Source organism: Nocardia sp. NPDC102475 (assembly GCF_055584605.1).
Genome location: NZ_JBVJLS010000009.1, coordinates 268873 through 287766, shown reverse-complemented (window position 1 = coordinate 287766; position 18894 = coordinate 268873). Strand labels below are relative to the sequence as shown.

Sequence of the window (18894 nt, the reverse complement as noted above, 5' to 3'; positions counted from 1 at the left end):
TGAGTGAGATGCCCGGAAGACGGGTCACGGCGGCGGACGTTGCGCGCGCCGCGGGTATCTCACAGGCCACGGTCGGCTACGTGCTGAACAACCCCCGGGCCAAACGAAGCCTTCGTACCGCTGCTGGTCAGCGAACCGAGCAGTAAGGCCTGTCGCCGATTCTGGGATGACGCCGACGCCGTTGTGTCGAGCAGACTGCTGTACGGGGAGACCGCCGCCGCACTCGCGCAGGCGCATCGTATGGCGCGCCTGGACGACCAGGCGTACGCGTCGTGCCAACGGCTCCTCGACCAGCTCTGGCCGCAGCTCGAGATCACCGAGGTGGATGAGGCATTGGTCCGGCGCGCGGCCGAACTCGCCGACCTCCTCGCGCTGCTCGGGTACGACGCCGTCCACTGCGCTTCCGCCGAACAGTTGGAGGACACCGATCTTGTCGTCGCACCCGGTGACAAGCGCCTCCTCGATGCGTGGAAATCGTTGGGGTTGGCCACCTCCGACACCAAATGCGCCCGACGACACCGCCTGAACGCAGGCGCTGACCCCGAAATGGGGCCGAGCTCCCCCACCTGGGCAAATCAGGCCGACCTAGACAGATGGGGGTGTCGAGGTTGTCGATACCATGGCGGCATGAGTGTCGACAATCGCCGTACGGCGCGCAAGGCGGTCAGCGGCGACTCGGCACCGCGGGAGATTCGGCGTAGGCCGAAGAATCGGCGGGCCCAGATCGCGGCGGCGTCGGCGGCCGCATTCGGCGCGCTGGGCTATCACGGTGTGAGCATGGAGGACATCGCGTCCGGGCTCGGGATCAGCTCGGCGGCGCTGTATCGGCACTATCCGAGCAAGTACGCGCTGTTCCGGGAGGAATTGCTGCGGGTGGGCCGGGCCATGACCGAATCGGTCGAGCTGCCGGAGGCGGCAGGAGACTGGACGCCGGAGCGGCGGCTGCGGCAGGTGCTCGATGCGCTGATCGGCGTCACGATCGAGAATCGGCCGACCGTCACCCTGGTGCGCTGGGAGGGCCGCTATCTCGAACCCGAGGATCTGACGGTTCTCACCGACCAGCAGCTCGCCGTCGTCGGGGCGATCGGTATGCAATTGGCCGCATTGCGACCGGAACTCGCCGAGGACGAGCTGCGGGTGCTGCGCGCAGCTCTGCTCAGCGCGATCACCAGCATCGCCGATCACCATGCCAGTCTGCCCGCGAAATCCCTTGCCCGGCTGTTGAGTTCGGCCTGCTGGTCGATAGTGCCCGCCGAGCTGCCAGCGCTGGATGCGGATGCCGAACTGCCGGCGGCAGCGGAAATTCCGGATTCGTTCAAACATGAGCTGTTGCTGCGCAAGGCCGTCGAACTTTTCCATGATCGCGGCTACCCGAATGTCAGCGTCGAGGAAATCGCCACTGCCGCAGGACTTTCCGCCGCGTCGGCGGTGTACCGGTTCTATCGCGGCAAGAGCGATCTGCTCGCGGCGGCGTTCCGACGAGCCGCCGACCGGGTTTCCGGTGCGATCGGCCCAGCGGTAGCGGCGGCCGCCGACGCCGAAGCGGCACTGACCACACTGATCGAGCAGTACGTCGAGGGTTCGTTCTCCGAGCGCGCGCTGACCTTCGTGTATTACACGGAGTTCCAGCATGTTCCGAGCGATGAACGCACCGTGCTGCGGAATATCCAGCGGCTCAGCGTCGAAGAGTGGGCGCGACTGCTGCGTGATGTGCGACCGGAGCTTTCACCCGCCGAGGCTCGCTTCCTGATCCACGCGGCCTTCGCGTTGGTGGTCGATCTGGGGCGCAACTTCAGTGCCGAACCGATCGCCTCCCCGGCCCGGGTTCGATTGCTCATGCAACTGGTCCTGTTCGGACGCCCGGCGCGCTCGTAGTCCGCGCCCCTCCGCTTCGACATGCCGCTTGTCGCCGGGCCGAGTATGTTAGTGAATATTCTGCATCATTTGACCAGAGGCGTTCCACGTAATAGCACATTTTTGTGATCTTCTATTCAATACGATTTCAGCCCTGGGAAGAGACGTCGAGCAAGCGTCCGGTTGGGCTAACATCGCGGGATGGATGCCGAGGATCGTCGCGCGGCGGAGGACGCGACCGCAGGCCGCACCGCGCCATCGCGTGAGGTGCGCCGCCGCCCGCGCAACCGACGCGCGCAGATCGCCGCCGCCTCCGCGGAGGCCTTCGGCGCATTCGGCTACCACGGCGTGAGCATGGAGGACATCGCCTCGCGCCTCGATATCAGCTCGACCGCACTGTATCGGCACTATCCGAGCAAATACGCCCTGTTCCGCGAGGAGGCGCTGCGGCTGGCCGGATTGAGCACCGAGGCCGCGCGCCTGCCCGAGCAACTGCGTGACCGGCCCGCCGCCGAACGCCTCGACTACATCCTCGATGCCCTGATCGCGGCCTCCATCGCGAATCGCCGTAGCGCCGCACTGCTGCGCTGGCAGAACCGGTATCTGGAGGACCCCGATCGCCATATCCTCATCGATCACCTGATCACCACCGATTCGGTGGCCCGCAAACTACTGGCCGAGACTCGACCCGAGCTGCCCGAGGGGGACCGGGCGGTGCTCTCGGCCGCCGCGATGAGCGTGATCGGCAGCATCTCCGATCACCATGTCGCAGTGCCGGTGCGCGCGCTGACGGCACTGCTGCGCTCGGCCTGTCATGCGGTGACCGCGTGTGATCTGCCCGCCCCCGGCGATGACACCGAATCCCTTGGCGCGAAGGAGGTTCCGCTCACTTTCAAACACGAGCTTTTGTTAGTGCGTGCCATCGAGCTCTTTCATCAGCACGGGTATCCCAATGTGAGCGTGGAGGATATCGCCAATGCCGCGGGCCTGCCCGCCTCGTCCGCGGTGTACCGCTTCTACCGCAGCAAGGGCGACCTGCTCGCGGCCGCGTTTCGCCGCGCGGCGGACCGGGTTTCGGCGGCCATCGGACCCGCCATCGCCGCATCGGACACCCCCGAACAGGCACTGAGCACCCTGATCGAGCTCTATGTGCAGGGCTCGTTCGCCGAGCGCGAGCTGACCTTCGTGTACTACGCGGAGATCAGCAATGTGCCGCCGGAGGATCGCACCGTACTGCGAAATATCCAGCGGCTCAATGTCGAAGAGTGGGCCAAACTACTCATCGGAGTCCGGCCCGAGCTCTCCGCAGCGGAATCACGGGTGTTGGTGCATGCCGCGCTGGCCTTGGTCGTCGACCTCGGTCAATGGCTCGGCCCCGATAACCCGCTGTGCTCACAGCAGCGCATCGCACACCTTATGCGAGTCATCCTCTTCGGCCGCTGATACCGGTCCCATCTCAGCAGGCCACAGGCGCGGGCTCGCCGCGCATCCGGCCCTCGAGCCACCGCAGTACCTCTGGGGCACCCTGTACCGCCGCGGACAAATGCTCGGGCGCGGACACCTGCATCGTCTGCAACCGCACCCCGGCGCCGCACCAGCGGCGGTCGGTGTTGCCGATGGAGTCGACCGGAATCAGCGGGTCGGCCGGCGAATGCCATTCGAACATCGGTATTTCCGGCACCCCGGGATAGAGCTCCAGACTGTTCTCCTCCACCACCGACCGCGCGGTACGACTATCGATGAACGAAGTGCTGGTGACGAATTCGCGGGCGCTGCCGTTGGCGCCCATGAAGAGGATTTCGTTGGTGCAGCTGTTGGCCATGGCGCCACGGAGCGCGAGGCCGCGCGGGTTGAGATATGCGCCGGTCTGTATCTGGTCCGGGTACTCCCGCTCCAGACCGATCGCCGCTGCCATGGCCAGTCCGAAGGCCGGGTGCGACTCGAGGCCCAGCCCCTGCGCCATCGTCACCAGGTTCTCCGGGACGCCGCCCATTGCCGCGCCCTGGAGCTGCAGCTCGGGTGCGTACGACGGCTGCAGCACTGCCGCCCATGCGGTGGCCAATCCGCCACCGGAGTATCCGGCCAGCGCTACCGGGCTGTGCTGTACGGCGAGGTCGGGCAGCCGTTTCACCGCCCGGATGCCGTCCAATACGATCTGACCCCCCAAACGTGCTGCTCCGAGAGCGAACTGCGGTCCGAGATGATCCGGCAGCGCGATACTCCAACCCCGCTGCAGCACCGCATTCAACATCGAGACTGTCGTCCCCAGATTCAGATCGCCGCTGTACAGCGTGTGCGATACCGCGCAATTCGTACCGAGCGCATTGATGAAATGCTGATACGACAGCAACGGCGCGTCGGGCTGATGCAGGAGTGGGGTAATGACCGTGGTGGTCGCCGCGATCGGCCCGCCGTGCGAGTCGGTGGACCGGAACTTGACCAGCGTGGCGGTGGCGCCGGCGAAGAGGGGCACCGGCGGCAATGCCCGCACGTCGAGCACGTCACCGGGGCTATGCGCGCCCAGATCCGCCGGTGCAGCGTAGAACGGGTCCGGATCGGGCCACGGAAACATCGGTTCCGCGGTTGCCGGCGTCGCCAGCAGCAGCGCCAGTGCCACACCGCCGAATGCACCGAGGGCATGGGACCAACCGCGGCGGCTGCGGCGGAGAAAAAGAAGAATCAGACGAGTCAAGATCTACCTCCACGAGTTGTGCGGGGCATCCATCGACTAACCAGGCTGAATTCGAGCGCAATCGTTGGCAAACTTACAGCGACATACCGCAGAGGGACCGCAATATGTCGAAAAATGGCACTCCCTTCTGCTTGGTGCAGCGGAACAGATCGACCTCATCGGATATGGGGGTGTCGACTAGGACCGGGGCGGGGTGGCGAGGGGGGAGTTCACCTTGTTGACCAGCCAGCGGCCGTCCACCTTTTCCAGGCGCATCACCATGGATAGCTGACCGGGGGCGGGTTTGCCCTGGGTGCCCATGCTGGTGATGGTTTGGCCTATGACGACGATTGCTTCGGCGGAGGTGGTGTCGCCGGATTTGATCGCGCACTGGACGTCGTTGACCTTGGAGACCACTTCGCCCTGAGTAAGGACGTCGCGCAGTTCCTTGCTGGTGCTGTCGAATTGCTTCTTCCAGTCACCGGTGGCGCCGTCGAGAACTGCGGCGAAGTATTTGTCGAGATTTTTGGCGTCGTAGTCGGCGAGTACTGGTGCGTATTGGCAGGCGGCGAGACGGGCGTCCTCGTGGGCGGTGACTATGGCCTTGTTGTCCTTGTTCTGGAGATAGAAGAAGACCGTGGAGGCTACTGCGGCGGCGAGCAGAAGTGCGGCGGCGGCGCGGTAGGCGATCGCGGTCCGCTTATTCGGTGTGCGCAGGAACGCGAATCGTTTGGCCGCAGGCATTTGCGAACTCGCATCTGGTGTGGCGTCGGCACTCGACGCCGCATCCACGTCGATATCCTTGCCTGGCGAGACAGTGACCTCCGGCACATCGGCCTGCGCATTGTCGATCTCGTTGTCGGCTGTGTCGATCATTCGCTCGCTCATAGCTTCTCGTTCCTATCTGCCGGGTGCGGGGCGGGAGAGTTCATTTCCGGTGACACCGGGCGGCGGGCCGGAACCGTTGTCCGGCACATTCGGACGTGGCGCATTCGCCGAACCACGCACCTGCAGTGCGGGATTGGTGGTGATGCAGTAGTTGTAGAGCCGCACCCTGGTATCGACGGTCCTGTCGGTCGGCACCACCGGGATCGTGTCGTAGTCACAGGTCGGACGCGGCCACGGATCGACCATGGTGTTGAAGGCGTTGTCGTGTGCCGGAATTCCGATCGCCTCGGAACCCGCGCGCAGCGCCGGGAACAGCGCTTCGATGGCGGGTTGGCGCAACTTGGCGGCCTTGGTGATGGCGACGAAGTTGGTGATCAGATTGGTCATCGGGTCCTGCGTGTCGTGCACGATGCCGCCGAGGGTGGCCAATTGGCCGGGCCCGAGTTCGAGGAATTTGCGCACTTCCTGATCGGCCGCGGTCAACTGCTGGAACAGTGCGCTCGAGCCGGTGGTCAGCGTGGTCAGATCAGGTTGGGCGTGGGTGGTGGTTACGGCGATCACCTGCAGGTTCTCGATGAGTCGCTGGGTTTGCGGTAGCAGATCGTTCAGGCCTGCCATGGCCCGGCTGATTCCGGCGACCATATTGCGCAACCGATCCGGACCACCGGCCAGTGCCCTGTCGAGTTCATCGATGATCACATTGAGTCGGGCCGGATTCATACCGCCGATCAGCCCGCTCATATTCGTCAGCACCGACTGCACCGTCACCGGTGTGCTCGTGGCCGAGCGATCGACGATCGAGCCGTCGGACAGATACGGTCCACTGTCGGAGTCGGGGCGGAAGTCCAGGTACTGCTCCCCCGCCGCCGAGAGCCTGCCGACGGCCACGGTGCCACCCATCGGAATCCTCGCGGTGTCATTGATTTCGGCGATGGCGGCAACGCCGTCACCGGATACCCGAACGTCGAGTACCTTGCCGACCCGGCTGCCACGGAACGTGACGTCATTGTTCGGCGCGAGTCCGCCGGAACTCTTCAGCTCGACCCGGACCCGGTAGGTGCTCGGCAGTGGATTGATCCGCAGCACAGCCGCACCGAGATAAGACATGCCGAGAATCAGCACGACGATCAGACCGATATTCGCCACCGCGATCCGATGTCGAACCAGCCAGTGCCACAGTGGAATATTCATCGCCCACCGCCCTGCAACCGCCCGATGACCTTCTGGATCACCTCGGCCAGACTGCCGATGAATGCCGGTACATCGCCGATTTCCGGCCAGCGGCTACCCCCCGGATCGGTGAGCGCACCGATATCGAGATAAGAAACCGTGGCGGCGACCGCGAGCACCGGTCCGTCATAGCTGGCCATGACGTTGGGATAGATGGCGTGCAGCCCGTCCAGCGTCCCCGCCAGATTGTCGCCCATCTGGGTGAACCCGGACATCAGCCGCTGGATACTGTCGAACAGGCTCAGGAACTCCGGGCCGGTGGTGTCGGTGAAATCGCCGAGCGCGGACATGGTGACCGAGACCTTGGCGACGAGTTCGGCAATACTCCTGTTATTTTCGGCGACCAGTCCGATCAACGGTGGGAAAGTATCGGCAGCCGCACCCAATTCCGCCTTGCGTCTTGCCAGTTCGCCAGTGAGCACATTCAGTCCGGAGAGCAGGCTGTCGACGTCGGCGGTGCGTGCGTTGAGTGCCGCGAGCACATCGATCATTTCGGTGATCAGATGTGCCAGCTGTGGTGCGCGCCCGGCGAACATCGAATTCATCTCGGTGGTTATCCGGGCCACCTGATTGAGCCCACCGCCGTTGAGCAGCATGGAGATCGACATCATCAACTGTTCGACCGATGCGCCGGTACCGGTGTGGTCGGGGGCGATGGTGTCGCCGGGACGCAGCATTTCGGCGCTCTCCTGCTTGGCGGGCAGGGTCATGGCGACGAACATGTCACCGAGCGGAGTGGCCTGGCGCAGTTCGGCGGTGGTGCCGCGGGGCAGCTGAATATCTTGCCGAATCTGCATTTCCACATCGGCGAGAAAGTTCGTGGTGCTGATCTTGGAGACCATGCCGATTTCGGTGCCGCCTATCTTCACGTGTGCATTCGCGGGCAGGTTGAGTGCGTCCTTGAAAACGGCGTGCAACTCATAACCCGGTCCGCCGATGCCCGGCTTGGGCAGCGGCACATTGTCGACTGTCACGGCACACCCCGCCGAGGCGACAACAACGATGGCCGCGACGAACGCCGAACGCGCCGCCCTCATTTGGTGACCCCGAGCAGTGCGGCGGTCAACCCGAAGTCGGGGCCGAAGTCCTGGATCTTCCCGGTGCGGCAGCCGTCGAGGCGCAGCTGGATACGCTCGCAGAACAGCGAAAGCGCCTCGCCGTCCAGCACCGCTTTGTCCAGCAGACCGTGTAGGCGCAGTGCCCGGTTCTCGCGGCTCACGGCATTCGAGAAGTTTTCGAAGAAAAGCGGTGTCACATCGGTGATTTCGGTGAGCCCGCGGGCATTGGCCCGCATCTGCGCGGTCAATGTCGTGAATCGGGTGAGCGCACCGAGCAGTTGTTCGCGGTTCTGGCCGACCACGGTCGAGGTATTGGTGATGAAGTCGTTGAGCTGGGTGATCACCGCCTGCAAACCCGGCGCCTGCTCCCCCATCAGTTGCACGAGTTCGGTGAGCCGCCCGCTGAAATCCCTTACCGTCTGGTCGTTCTGGGCGATGATCTGGGTGATCTCATTGAGTTTGACGATGGTATTGGAGATCTGATCGCCATTGGCGAGAGTGACCTCGAATGCCGACGACAGATCGTCCAGCGTTTCGCGCAGCTTGTCGCCATTGCCGTTCAACAGCGGGAACAACACCCGGCTCGCCATCGGGCCGGTTTCGTTGTCGCCCTTCAAGGCCGCGCCGAGTTGATCGAAGGTTTCGAGAATGCGGTCGAGTTCGACCGGGGTACGGGTCCGGGCGAGCGGGATGTGCTGTCCGTCGGTCAGCACCGGACCATTGCCTTCGTATGCCGGGGCGAGTTCCACATGCCGATTGGTGATCAGCTGTGGTGAGACCAGCGCCGCCATGGCGTCGGCCGGAATGCGCACGCCCTTATCGATGGACATGGTGACTTCGACGTAACTGCCCTTGGGTGTCACGGTATCGACCCGGCCGACCGGAACACCGAGCACCGCAACGTCATTGCCCGCGTATAGACCGGCGACATTCTCGAAATCGGCACTGATCTGCAGATGTTCGCCGAGATAGTGATCGGGCAGTGCGGTGAGGCTGTCGGGTAGGAGCGAACAACCGGTCGCCGCCGTTACAGCGAGGCCGAGCACCATCGATTTCAGCAAGGTACCCATCTTCATCAATTGCACCCCTGTACGGCTTGGGCGAAGCACAGCCAGTTGTCCGGGAATACCCATGGCGCCCACACATCGCCGTACGGGCCATTGCCGAGGGCATTGTTGAACTGCCGCAGTGCGACCGGCATGATCTCGTAGAGCGAATCGAGGTTGTCCCGGTTCTTTTCCAAGCCCTCGGACATGGTGTTCAGACTCTGGATCAGCGGACCGAGCTGATTCTGGTTCTCCAGGCCCATGTCCTGCAGCAGCCGCGACAGGCTCGCGACATTGTCGAGCAATTGTTTCAGCAGGTTCTGCCGCAGTGCGACGGCATTTCCGATGGCCTCGCCGCGGGTCAGAAGCAGCAGCACGCTATTGCGGTTGTCGGAGGCCAGCTCGGCCACCTGATCCATGCTCTTCAGCAGTGTGTCCACCTCGTCGCGGCGATCATTGATCACCTTGGCCAGCGCGCCGATGCTGTTCAGCGCCTCGACGGTGAGCTGCGGAGAGTCGCCCATCTGCTGGCTGAGCACATCCAGTGACTGCCGCAGTTTCGCCGGATCCAGGCGTTCGATGCGCTCGAAGGACGATTTGTAGTTCGGATCCCGGATGACCTTGCCGAGGTTGTAGGGCACCGAGGTCTGCTGCAGCGGAATTCGGTTGTCCGGCAGTCCTTTTCCATTGCCCGGCACCAACTCGACGTGCAGCTTGCCGAGGATGGTCGTCATCTTGATGGCGGCCGAGGCATCCGGACCGAGTCGAAGATCCTTGCGCACCTTCAGATCCACGACGACCTTCGCACCGTCGAGTCGCACGGCACTCACCGAGCCGACCTCGATGCCGGAGACATCCACCGATGCTCCCGATCGCAGACCCGCCGCTTGCGCGAATTCGGCACGAATCGTCTTATCGCCGAGATGCGCCTGCGATAACGCACTCGAGCCGACCAGCAGCACGACGACCGAACCCGCCGCGAGCAGTCCCAGCCACAACAAGCGATTGCGCACCCGACCCACTGATGCCGTCATCGGCAGACCTCCGAATGAGAATTGCCGCCCACCTGCGAGAACAACCCGGGTGGCAGCAGCACGCCCCACAGCGAGACGTCCAGCGAGCAGATGTAGGCGTTGGCATATGCGCCGTAGCTGGTGAACCGGGCGAGACCATTGAGGACGGTCGGCAGCTCTACCGCCGCCTGATCCAAGGACGCACCATTGAGGGTCAGTAGGGCGACACCGCTGGTCGCATCGTTCTGTGCCCGAGCCAGATTCGGCTTCACCTGACCGATCAGGGTCGCCAGCGAATCCGTGGACTTTGCGACCGTATCAACCGAAGACTTCAGCGATTCACCCTGTGCGTAAAGAGATTCCACCAGCGAACGCGCCTGCGTGATCAGGGTTTCCAATTCGCCGCTGCGATTGGCCAGGCCCGCGATCACACTGCTGAGATTGCCGATGACATCGCCGAGAATCTTGTCGCGCTGACCGAAGGTGCCCGCGAGTTCGGCAGCCTGGGTAATCAGCGCACTGAGCGAGACGTTGTTGCCTTGCAGGGCCTGGATCAAGGTCTCCGACAGCGAATTGACCTGATCAGGTTGCAGCACACTGAACAGCGGTTCGAAACCCGACAGCAGCGATGACACATCGAATGACGGTTCGGTGCGCTCGACCGGAATCGCGGATCCGGCGGTCAGCACCGCGCCCTCGTCCTTGCCCGGAACCAGCGCGATATAGCGTTGGCCGATCAGATTCTGGTACCGCACCAGGGCTTTCGTCGTCGTGGTCAGCCGCTGATTGTTCTGGATACGGAAGTCCACGCGCGCCTTGTAGTCGCCGTCGAAATCGATGGCGTCGACCCGTCCGACCCGCACACCCGCCATCCGGATGTCATCGCCGACGCGCAGTCCGAGCACGTCGGTGAAAGTGGCCGAGTACGAGTCGGTATCGCCGGTCACCGAACGTTGCAGCGTCGACCAGATCGTGTACGTCAACAGCACCGCGACCACGGCGAACAGACTGAATCCGGCCAGTGCCTTCCCTGATTTCATGTACTCACCGCCCTTCATCCGGTGCGGTGTCGTACACGGTCACCGAACCACCGGCCAGTACCGGAGCCAAGAGCAGGTACTGCGCGGTGGTCGGCCGACCACCGACGATCGCCGCCGCGGCATCGAGTCCGCGCAGATCCGAATTCGGCTGGTCGGGTTGATCCGTGGCAGCGGCTGGCGCGGTGATACCCGGAATCATCGGCAGCCCCGGAATACTCGGCAGTCCGGGAATACTCGGTAGCCCCTGTGCCGGAGCAATGGGCGTCGGTCCCGCGGCGGCCAACCGCTGCGGCATCAGCTGCGGCGGAAACTCCTGCGGTGGTGCGACATCCGGCACCGTAGTGCCCCCACACCGCGGACCGGCCATGGTGCCGTAGTGCGGACAGTCCTTGGCCGTGTACTGCTGGAACGGTGTGAAGCTGACATCCATCTTCCACACCATCTGCCGGCTCGGTCCGAATCCGAAGGTCGTGCGCACTCGTTGCAGCGCGGCATTGAAGTTGGCGGCGGTATCCGGGATGGCCTGCGGATCCCTGGCCAGACCGCCGAACAGGCCGTCGAGTCCGACGACCAAGTCCTTCCCGGCGTCCGGATTACGTGCGAAAAGTGAATTGAGCGAGTCGACCGCGCCGCCGGCATTGGTCAGTAGCGCGACGAGGTTGTCGCGCCGCTCGGTGAGCGTGCGTGCGGTGGTCACCGAATCCGACAGCACGCCGACCAACTCCGGCGCCGAAACGCTCAGCGCCGTCGCGGCCCGGCCGAGGTTGCCGAGCAGATCGCCGATGCCGGGAGTCGCGTGTACCTGGGTGAGCCAGGTATCGAGACGTTCGATGGTGGAACCCGGCACGCGCGCGGTGGGATCGAGTGCGTCGGCGAGTGTCGCGAGCACCCGGCCCAGCTTCTCCGGCTGGATATGATCGAGCACATCGCGCAGCACGCTGAGCGTGGTCTGCAACTGCACGGTGCCTTCGCTGGTGTCCTCGGGAATCCGGGCCCCCGCCCGCAGGGTTTCGCTGGCGCGCCCGTTGTCGACGAGTTCGATGGCGGTCACGCCGAAGATATTGTTGGGGATCACCCGGGCTGTGACATTCGCCGGAATAAGGCTCGCCACAGCCGGTTTCAGATCCAGGGCCGCATCCTGACGTTCACCCTTGGCGACGACATCGACACCGGCCACGGTACCGACGACCATGCCGCGGAACTTCACATCCGCATGCGTCGGCAGCCCGTCACCGGAACTGGTGAGCACCGCGACAACCGAGATCTTGTCCTGGAAATAGCCGGTATAGCGCAGGCCGAGCAGGTACAGCAGCAATGCGGCCGCCGTGGTCATGGCTATTCCAGCGAGCGTGAGTTGCCGTGCGGTGGGTCCGCGCCCACTTGGATCGAGCAGCATCGCCACCTACCCCGAAATCCGGAATCCGGGGTCGATGCCCCAGATCGCAAGGGTCAGAAACAGATTCACGAACACCATGACGACAATCACCATCTTGATCGCGCGGCCGGCCGCATGGCCGACGCCTTCCGGACCACCGGTGGCGATGTAGCCGTAGTAGCACTGGATGAAGGTCGAAATGAGTACGAACACCACGACTTTGACGACCGAGAACAAGACATCGATACCGTTGAGGAACTGGAAGAAGTAGTGGTCGTAGGTCCCGGCGGAGGTGCCGCCGAGGAACAGCACGGACAGCTTCGTCATCAGATACGCAACGGCGAGACCGACGCTATAGAGCGGGACGATGGTCAATGTCGCGGCGATCATCCGCGTGGTCACCAGATACGGAAGTGGCCGGATGGCAATGGATTCCAGCGCATCGATCTCCTCGGAGATCCGCATCGCACCCAATTGCGCGGTGAATCGGCAGCCCGCCTGGATGGCGAAGGCCAAAGTCGCCAGGATCGGTCCGATTTCGCGCGTCGTCGCGAAACCGGAGATCGCGCCGGTCAGCGGATTCATGGTGAGCAGATTCAGCGCGGTGTAGGACTCCATGCCGACGGTGATCCCGCCGAATCCACACAGGATGATGACCACACCGACCGTGCCGCCGCCGACAATGAGCGAACCGTTGCCCCAGCCGACATCGGCGGTCAGCCGTAGCACTTCCTTGCGATAGTGCCTGAGCACGAAAGGAATTGCCGCCACCGCTTGGCAGAAGGTGATCGCCTGGTGGCCGAGCCGTCGGTTGGCCTGGACCGGCAAGCTGGTGACCGCGCCGACCGCGCGAAACGGCTTCAGCGCGGGCGGGGTGTATCGGGTGCCCATCTCAGATCACCTTCGCCGGGAAGAGCGTGTTGTAGATCTGGGTGATGATGATGTTCGTCGCGAACAGCATCAGCGCCGAATTGACCACCGCGGCGTTCACCGAGTTGGCGACCCCACCCGGACCGCCCTTGGTGTGCAGTCCGATATCGCAGGCGATGATCGCGGTCAGCGCACCGAAGATGGCCGCCTTGACCAGGGCGATCACCAGATCGTTCGCCACCGCGAAGGAGGCGAAAGTGCTGATGAACGAGCCTGCCGTACCGCCCTGGGCGTACACGTTGAACATATAGCCGGTGGCGAAGCCGACGAACACCACGAATCCGCACAGCAGGATGCTGACCAGTATCGCGGCCAGCAGTCGCGGCGCGACCAGTCTGCGCACCGGATCGACGCCCATCACCATCATCGCGTCGATCTCCTCGCGAATGGTGCGGGAGCCGAGATCGGCACAGATGGCCGAACCGACCGCGCCCGCGATCATCAGCGAAGTGACCAGCGGCGCACCCTGCCGAACGATGCCGAGACCGCTGACCGCGCCGATAAAGGTCGTCGCACCAACCTGATTCACCAGCGCGCCGACCTGGATCGACACGACAACGGCCACCGGGATCGCGACGAATACGGTCGGTGCGGCGGAAACGCTCGCCATGAACGCGCACTGCTTGATGAACTCGTGGAATGGGAAGCGGCGCACGAACATCGCGCGCAGCATCTCGATGAAGGCATCGCGCATGAGCCGAACCTGGCGCCCCAAGGTCTCCAGCGACCGCTGCGGATGCCGTTGCCACAGGCCCTTCAGATCTTCGACGGCCCGTTCCAGATCTGTTGGCTCAGTCGGTCTTTCGGAGAGTCGAGTACTCATGCCGACTCGCCGAGTTGATGCTGCAGCAGGACGAGGAGATAGCCGACCACGGCGATACCGGCGACGGCGGTGCTGAGCACGGCAAGCCAGAGCCCGAACCGCAGCACCGGATTGACTTTCATACGGCCCCCGAGGATCTTGACGCCGATCACCAAGATGTCGATGAGCCAAACCAAGATCATCATCAGGTCATGCACACATTCGAGAAGGTGAGCACCGGCCAGCACACGATCGAGCCGAGGAAGGATATGACCACGTCGATGCCGTGCATGCGGTGCAGATGACTGGTGTGGGTCAGCGTCCAGATGAGGCCGACGAGCCCGTATGGAATGGCGAGAATGATGATGGTGCCGAGGAATTCGGAGACCTTCATCTCGTAGCTGAATATTCGATCCAGCTTCTTGAGCATGCGCCTGTGTCCTTTCCCCCGCCGCCTGAGCGGCACAGCCGGACACCCGCCGGGGGCGAGGCATCGCTGCGGCGCGAGTGCGGCCGATCACGCTGCGATCGGTCGGGTATGGGTGCGTATGTTACGCATGATTCCGTTGGTTGCGGAAGAACTTTGCAACACTTAGGGCAAAGATTTCCGCTTAGCACGCTGTACAGCGCGCTACATATGGCTGATATACCATAGAATCTTCAGTAACATACTCCTCAACCCTTGGTATGCGCGCCTACACGTGGGGGCGCCGACGGTAGTCAAATGGCGGCGCACATTGCTGGCCTAGGCCGCCATTTGACTACGTTCGGCGAACAGCGGCCCGGCGGATTGCGTGACGGATGGGTTCGGTGAAGTGGGTGGGGTGGTGGTAGACGTCGGGGGCGGCGGCGTAGTAGATGGTCCAGCCGTCGGTGGTCAGCCAGTTGTGGCGGGGGTTGTCACGCAGTGCCGCCTCTTCGCCGGAATGCCAAGTAGCGCTGTCATATTCGAGGCCAATGCGCCACGGCCGCCAACCCAGGTCCAGGCGGCGTACGCCGTCCCGGGTCCACACCTCCACCTGCGGCTCGGGATGCGGCAGGCCCGCGTCGATGCACCGCAGTCGGGTGCGCGACTCCATCGGGGATTCGGCTCGGCAATCGGCCAGCTCGATCAATTCGGCTGCATGCCTGCAGCCGCGCCTGCCTGCGTGCTTTCCGATCTCATTCGCGAGTTCGGTCCGCGAAAGTCCATGACGCAGTGCCGTATCCAGGGTCGCCAAGGCATCCAGCCGCCGCAAAGTCCGAGCCAGATCGACCGCCGTCCGAGCTGCGTTCGTGGTCATCGTGCCTTCGATAGACACCAACAGGGCAGGGTCAGCCCGGTCACGGTGCACGATCAACTGCCGTGACCGCGACTCTTGTATGCCGAGCACGTGCGTAGGCTGATCATCGAGCACCGAAAACCCGTGCAGTTCCGCAGCGGTGTGATACGAGGCCGCGATGAAGGTCAAGCCCATCGAAAGCCGAGCCGCCTCCACCCGCAGCGCCGCCGACGGCGGGGTGACGGCCTCGCGGTACACGCCCTGGAAGACGCGCACCCACTCGCCGCGCTCCAGTCGAGCGCGGATTTCGGCGCGCGTGTACTCCGAGCAGGCCTGTCGCACAGTGAACACGCCGAACTGCCTACCCCGAAAGACCTCCACCCCTGACCGCATCCACCAAGCATTGACCAGCCGGTCCATGGCTCCCCCGCCCGAACCAGCACCTTTGCCAGCCCTGTGGACAACCTGCCCCCTGTGGATAGTTTTCGACGGTAGTCAAATGGCGGTTCGAATGCAGCCATGGGGCCACCATTTGACTGCGCTCGGCGGATCCGGCTACCGGATCGGGTAGCGACGGTCGATGATGTCGAACATGTTGGGTTGGGATGCTCGGTAGAGTTCGCGGTCGAGGAGTTTGAGTGGTTCCCAGAGGGGCATGGTGAAGCGGGGGGTGACGGTGGCCGGTCCGGCCGGCGAGCCGGAGGCGTGCAGGATGGCATTGGCGGCGAGGCGGCCGCCTTCGTTCGCGCCCTCCATACAGGCGACGTTCATGCCGGTCTTGATCCAGTCGCCTGCGAGGAAGAGGTTATCGATCGCGGTAGCGGCGTCGGGGCGGTCGGACCATGAGCCCGGATTTTGGATGAAAATGGAGTCGTCGTAGGCGATTTCGGCCGTGCCGGCGTCGGTGAGGGCCGGGTCGATCATCCAGGAGTGCAACATATCGTCGGCGAGCTGGATTTCGCCGTCGTCATTGATGTGCGCCTTGATCTGCGCCCAGGTTTCGCGGGCGATCTCCTCGGGGGTGCACTGCTTGGCGGTCTTGCGGTTGAAGGTGCCCGGCTCCTCCCATTCGGAAATGATGGCGGACAACACATCCTGGACACTGCCGTCGCCGTAGGTGGTCACTGGACGTCGCCAGAACTGGGCCTCGCTGATCGAGGTCAAGCCCCAGGGCGCATCGTTGTAGCCGACGTGCCCGTTGGCCAGATCGACACGTTTACGCAGGAAGAACTGGATGCCGACCATCCAGGCGGCCTGCAGGTTCCGGATGCGCTCGAGATTCGGATCGGCCGCCGCCATATCGTCGGTGAGTACGTCGGGGAACTTGTCGAGCGGGATTGCGGAGAGGTAGTAGTCGGCTTCCACCCGATGGCGCACACCGCCCTGGTCGGTCACGGTCGCCGAGGTGAGGTGCGAGCCATCGCTGTCGAAACCCGAAAGGCGCTGGCCGAGTTCGAAAGTCACGCCGATCGAGCGCAGATAGTCGATCCACGGATTGATCCACACCTCGCTGGTCGGGCCGTTGAGCACGCGGTCGTTGCCCTTGCCGTCGCTGTCGTTGTTCAGGTTCAACACCGACCACACGTACTCCTCACCGACCAGCCCGATCGAATGTGCGCTGCAGTTACGGGATTTGGTGGCGACGAGCTCGCGGATGAAGCCGTCGCCGAGGAAACGGTTGTATTCCGGGGACGAGTTGTCCAGGCGCGCGAAATCGGTCCAGGTCATCCGCTCCCACTGCCCCAACTTGCGCTCGGTGCTGCTGGAGACGTAGACGGCCAAGCGCTCCGCGGCGAAGACGGCTTCGTGCAGCGGCAGCCGGAACAGCGATTCGAAGACCGATGCGACGGAGTCGATGAATCCCTTGGGAGTCATCGGGAATTGCGAGAACGGCAGCGGGAACGGCAGGGGGACGGTGAGATTGCGCCGGTCCATGCCCGCGATCATGGCCGCATCGAGTCGGACCAGGTTGTCCCACACGCCGTTCGCATTGCCGGGGAAGGGGATTCGGCGCAGCGTATCGGGCAGATTGTGATAGAAGCCGAAGAAGCTGCGGAATCCGTGTTCGCCGGGTAGGTCGTCGGCGTAGATGCTGCGGGTCTTGCCGCCGAAAGCACCGAGCTTCTCGTACACCGTGACCGCGAAACCGCGTTCGGCTAGTTCGTGCGCGGCGGTCAGACCCGCCGGACCCGCACCGAAGATCGCCACGGACCGGCCCGGCTGGGCGCTCGCCCGACCGCCGGTGGGCGCCAATGTCATGGCGGCGGCGACACCACCGGCCACGGCGGCGTTCCTCATGAATGTTCGTCGCGACTGCTTGGTTCGCATGCTGAATCTCCCGACCATCCGGCCTGCCACGTCCATGTGGCCGCGCACAGGCGCCTGCGATGTCGCACGATGTTACTCATAATTCTTCACACAGGTGGGCAATTTCGGCGATGTGGTGGAAGACAGAAAATGGTGCATAGTATTCCAAGATCATCTCCCCACGACAGTTGCAGCGCCCCATGATGTTTCTACTGATTCTCCACAGGTGCGTAGGCCCGCGTGTAGATCCGCCCCCCAAGATTCACCTGATTTCGATGCGGCGAATCCAGGGCTTGCGTTGGAGTGTGCTCCAACTTTTAGAGTCGAGACATGGCTAAGACAGAGACCTCTACCAGCAATGATCGGTTCGAGCGCGGGTTGGCGCTGCTGCAGAAGATCGGCGGGCAGGAACGGCCCGCGGTATTGGACAGTCTGGCCGATATCGCGCCGGACCTGGGGCGGCTGACCGTCGAGTTCGGGTATGGCGACATTCTCTCGCGGCCGGGGTTGACGTTGCGGCAGCGGCAGCTGGCGACGGTGTCGGCGCTGGCTGCGATGGGAAATGCCGCGCCGCAGTTGCGATTCCACATCGACGGGGCGCTGAATGTGGGATGCACGCGGGAGGAAATCGTAGAGACGCTGATCCATGTCAGCGTGTATGCGGGGTTCCCTGCCGCGCTGAACGGACTGGGTGCGGCGCGCGAAGTGTTCGACGCCCGTACCGATCTCCCCGCACCGGCCGAACCGGCACCGGCACCGACCGGTGACCGGTTCGAGCGTGGGAGCGCCAAGCTCGCCGAGATCGACGGGCACGCAGGCGAACAGGTCATCGCCTCGCTGCGTGATATCGCACCGGATCTGGGGCGCTACATCATCGAGTACAGCTTCGGCGATATCTACTCGCGTGCCGGTCTCGATCTGAAGACCCGTGAGATGGTCACCGTGGCCGTGTGCACCGCGCTGGGCACGGCGGCACCGCAACTGGGCGTGCACATTCACGGCCTGCTGAATGTCGGCGGCACCGAGACCGAGGTCGTCGAAATCATCACGCAGATGGCGGGTTACGCCGGATTCCCGGCCGCACTCAACGGAATCACAGTGGCACGCACGGTTTTCGCGGAGCGCTCGGGCGACTGACCAAGGCCTTTCGGCCCATCCCGGTGCGGCGCTCTCTGCGGATAAGCGCCGCACCGGAACCCCCATCAGGGCCGCGGGTTACCTCTCGGCAGTGCGCCGGAAGCAGTGCGCGGAGGCGGCCAGATATTGGCGGCAGCGGGCACCGTGTCCAGCATGAACGGAGAGGATGAAACGAGCCCGGTCGTCACTGAGACCCACCGGCTCTTGATTGCAATCGCGGCTCTGCACCAGCCACAATTCCCGGATATCCGAATGCAAGACGTCCATTGTTCACCTCCGCC

Annotated in this window: 18 protein-coding genes and 1 pseudogene; 5 read left to right on the top strand and 14 right to left on the bottom strand. The window is 63.8% G+C overall.

Translation table 11 applies throughout. The features are described 5' to 3' along the window. The first annotated feature begins 8 nt into the window (after positions 1–8). From ACZ60G_RS18990 to ACZ60G_RS18975, 4 genes and pseudogenes are all read left to right on the top strand, one after another. A complete protein-coding gene (locus ACZ60G_RS18990; RefSeq protein WP_465811358.1) occupies positions 9–146 on the top strand; it encodes a LacI family DNA-binding transcriptional regulator in 138 nt (45 codons plus the stop codon). Next, positions 121–363: pseudogene (locus ACZ60G_RS18985) on the top strand (type II toxin-antitoxin system VapC family toxin); the annotation flags it as partial. The gene ACZ60G_RS18990 and the pseudogene ACZ60G_RS18985, both read left to right, overlap by 26 nt. Before the next feature lie 264 nt (positions 364–627). Beyond that, positions 628–1875 (top strand): TetR/AcrR family transcriptional regulator, encoded by a 1248-nt coding sequence (locus ACZ60G_RS18980; RefSeq protein ID WP_465811390.1) that lies wholly within the window; start codon positions 628–630, stop codon positions 1873–1875. A 180-nt stretch (positions 1876–2055) separates the two neighbouring features. Continuing rightward, on the top strand, positions 2056–3297 hold the full coding sequence (locus ACZ60G_RS18975; RefSeq protein ID WP_465811357.1) for a TetR/AcrR family transcriptional regulator: 1242 nt from the start codon (positions 2056–2058) through the stop codon (positions 3295–3297). Between the two features lie 13 nt (positions 3298–3310). On the opposite strand, the gene ACZ60G_RS18970 is transcribed toward ACZ60G_RS18975, so the two are convergent. From ACZ60G_RS18970 to ACZ60G_RS18905, 14 genes are all read right to left on the bottom strand, one after another. Beyond that, on the bottom strand, positions 3311–4471 hold the full coding sequence (locus ACZ60G_RS18970) for a lipase family protein (RefSeq protein ID WP_465811389.1): 1161 nt from the start codon (positions 4469–4471) through the stop codon (positions 3311–3313). A 252-nt stretch (positions 4472–4723) separates the two neighbouring features. Beyond that, positions 4724–5401, bottom strand: a complete 678-nt coding sequence (locus ACZ60G_RS18965) for a nuclear transport factor 2 family protein (RefSeq protein ID WP_465811356.1) — start codon at positions 5399–5401, stop codon at positions 4724–4726. 24 nt (positions 5402–5425) lie between these two features. Then, on the bottom strand, positions 5426–6604 hold the full coding sequence (locus ACZ60G_RS18960; protein ID WP_465811355.1) for an MCE family protein: 1179 nt from the start codon (positions 6602–6604) through the stop codon (positions 5426–5428). Beyond that, entirely contained in the window at positions 6601–7680 is a 1080-nt protein-coding gene (locus ACZ60G_RS18955) for an MCE family protein (protein ID WP_465811354.1), read from the bottom strand. Before ACZ60G_RS18955 ends, ACZ60G_RS18960 begins: the two co-directional genes overlap by 4 nt. After that, positions 7677–8777 (bottom strand): MCE family protein, encoded by a 1101-nt coding sequence (locus ACZ60G_RS18950; protein WP_465811353.1) that lies wholly within the window; start codon positions 8775–8777, stop codon positions 7677–7679. The genes ACZ60G_RS18955 and ACZ60G_RS18950 overlap by 4 nt, the downstream gene beginning before the upstream one ends. Continuing rightward, the gene (locus ACZ60G_RS18945; protein ID WP_465811352.1) at positions 8777–9781 is read right to left on the bottom strand and encodes an MCE family protein; all 1005 of its coding nucleotides are present in this window, start codon (positions 9779–9781) and stop codon (positions 8777–8779) included. Before ACZ60G_RS18945 ends, ACZ60G_RS18950 begins: the two co-directional genes overlap by 1 nt. Then, the gene (locus tag ACZ60G_RS18940; RefSeq protein ID WP_465811351.1) at positions 9778–10800 is read right to left on the bottom strand and encodes an MCE family protein; all 1023 of its coding nucleotides are present in this window, start codon (positions 10798–10800) and stop codon (positions 9778–9780) included. The genes ACZ60G_RS18945 and ACZ60G_RS18940 overlap by 4 nt, the downstream gene beginning before the upstream one ends. A 4-nt stretch (positions 10801–10804) precedes the next feature. After that, positions 10805–12196, bottom strand: a complete 1392-nt coding sequence (locus ACZ60G_RS18935) for an MlaD family protein (protein WP_465811350.1) — start codon at positions 12194–12196, stop codon at positions 10805–10807. 6 nt (positions 12197–12202) lie between these two features. Beyond that, positions 12203–13066, bottom strand: coding sequence for an ABC transporter permease (locus tag ACZ60G_RS18930; protein ID WP_465811349.1), 864 nt, complete (start codon positions 13064–13066; stop codon positions 12203–12205). Position 13067: 1 nt separating this feature from the next. Further along, the gene (locus ACZ60G_RS18925; RefSeq protein WP_465811348.1) at positions 13068–13928 is read right to left on the bottom strand and encodes an MlaE family ABC transporter permease; all 861 of its coding nucleotides are present in this window, start codon (positions 13926–13928) and stop codon (positions 13068–13070) included. Next, on the bottom strand, positions 13925–14113 hold the full coding sequence (locus ACZ60G_RS18920; protein WP_397050698.1) for a hypothetical protein: 189 nt from the start codon (positions 14111–14113) through the stop codon (positions 13925–13927). Before ACZ60G_RS18920 ends, ACZ60G_RS18925 begins: the two co-directional genes overlap by 4 nt. Next, positions 14113–14337 (bottom strand): hypothetical protein, encoded by a 225-nt coding sequence (locus tag ACZ60G_RS18915; protein ID WP_040695729.1) that lies wholly within the window; start codon positions 14335–14337, stop codon positions 14113–14115. The genes ACZ60G_RS18920 and ACZ60G_RS18915 overlap by 1 nt, the downstream gene beginning before the upstream one ends. 331 nt (positions 14338–14668) lie before the next feature. Then, positions 14669–15520, bottom strand: coding sequence for a hypothetical protein (locus ACZ60G_RS18910; RefSeq protein WP_465811347.1), 852 nt, complete (start codon positions 15518–15520; stop codon positions 14669–14671). Positions 15521–15724: 204 nt separating this feature from the next. After that, complete coding sequence (locus ACZ60G_RS18905; RefSeq protein ID WP_465811346.1) at positions 15725–17467, bottom strand: hydroxysqualene dehydroxylase; 1743 nt, start codon at positions 17465–17467, stop codon at positions 15725–15727. Positions 17468–17806: 339 nt separating this feature from the next. Here ACZ60G_RS18905 and ACZ60G_RS18900 point away from each other — a divergent pair, with 339 nt between their 5' ends. After that, a complete protein-coding gene (locus ACZ60G_RS18900; RefSeq protein ID WP_465811345.1) occupies positions 17807–18613 on the top strand; it encodes a carboxymuconolactone decarboxylase family protein in 807 nt (268 codons plus the stop codon). Positions 18614–18894: the final 281 nt, after the last annotated feature.

Excerpts from the sequence above, each read along its gene's own strand:
- ACZ60G_RS18940 (WP_465811351.1), bottom strand. The coding sequence starts at position 10,800 with ATGAAATCAGGGAAGGCACTGGCCGGATTCAGTCTGTTCGCCGTGGTC.
- ACZ60G_RS18960 (WP_465811355.1), bottom strand. The coding sequence starts at position 6,604 with ATGAATATTCCACTGTGGCACTGGCTGGTTCGACATCGGATCGCGGTG.
- ACZ60G_RS18980 (WP_465811390.1), top strand. The coding sequence starts at position 628 with ATGAGTGTCGACAATCGCCGTACGGCGCGCAAGGCGGTCAGCGGCGAC.
- ACZ60G_RS18945 (WP_465811352.1), bottom strand. The coding sequence starts at position 9,781 with ATGACGGCATCAGTGGGTCGGGTGCGCAATCGCTTGTTGTGGCTGGGA.
- ACZ60G_RS18905 (WP_465811346.1), bottom strand. The coding sequence starts at position 17,467 with ATGAGGAACGCCGCCGTGGCCGGTGGTGTCGCCGCCGCCATGACATTG.
- ACZ60G_RS18935 (WP_465811350.1), bottom strand. The coding sequence starts at position 12,196 with ATGCTGCTCGATCCAAGTGGGCGCGGACCCACCGCACGGCAACTCACG.
- ACZ60G_RS18965 (WP_465811356.1), bottom strand. The coding sequence starts at position 5,401 with ATGATCGACACAGCCGACAACGAGATCGACAATGCGCAGGCCGATGTG.
- ACZ60G_RS18920 (WP_397050698.1), bottom strand. The coding sequence starts at position 14,113 with ATGATGATCTTGGTTTGGCTCATCGACATCTTGGTGATCGGCGTCAAG.
- ACZ60G_RS18915 (WP_040695729.1), bottom strand. The coding sequence starts at position 14,337 with ATGCTCAAGAAGCTGGATCGAATATTCAGCTACGAGATGAAGGTCTCC.
- ACZ60G_RS18975 (WP_465811357.1), top strand. The coding sequence starts at position 2,056 with ATGGATGCCGAGGATCGTCGCGCGGCGGAGGACGCGACCGCAGGCCGC.
- ACZ60G_RS18955 (WP_465811354.1), bottom strand. The coding sequence starts at position 7,680 with ATGAGGGCGGCGCGTTCGGCGTTCGTCGCGGCCATCGTTGTTGTCGCC.
- ACZ60G_RS18990 (WP_465811358.1), top strand. The coding sequence starts at position 9 with ATGCCCGGAAGACGGGTCACGGCGGCGGACGTTGCGCGCGCCGCGGGT.
- ACZ60G_RS18925 (WP_465811348.1), bottom strand. The coding sequence starts at position 13,928 with ATGAGTACTCGACTCTCCGAAAGACCGACTGAGCCAACAGATCTGGAA.
- ACZ60G_RS18930 (WP_465811349.1), bottom strand. The coding sequence starts at position 13,066 with ATGGGCACCCGATACACCCCGCCCGCGCTGAAGCCGTTTCGCGCGGTC.
- ACZ60G_RS18900 (WP_465811345.1), top strand. The coding sequence starts at position 17,807 with ATGGCTAAGACAGAGACCTCTACCAGCAATGATCGGTTCGAGCGCGGG.
- ACZ60G_RS18950 (WP_465811353.1), bottom strand. The coding sequence starts at position 8,777 with ATGAAGATGGGTACCTTGCTGAAATCGATGGTGCTCGGCCTCGCTGTA.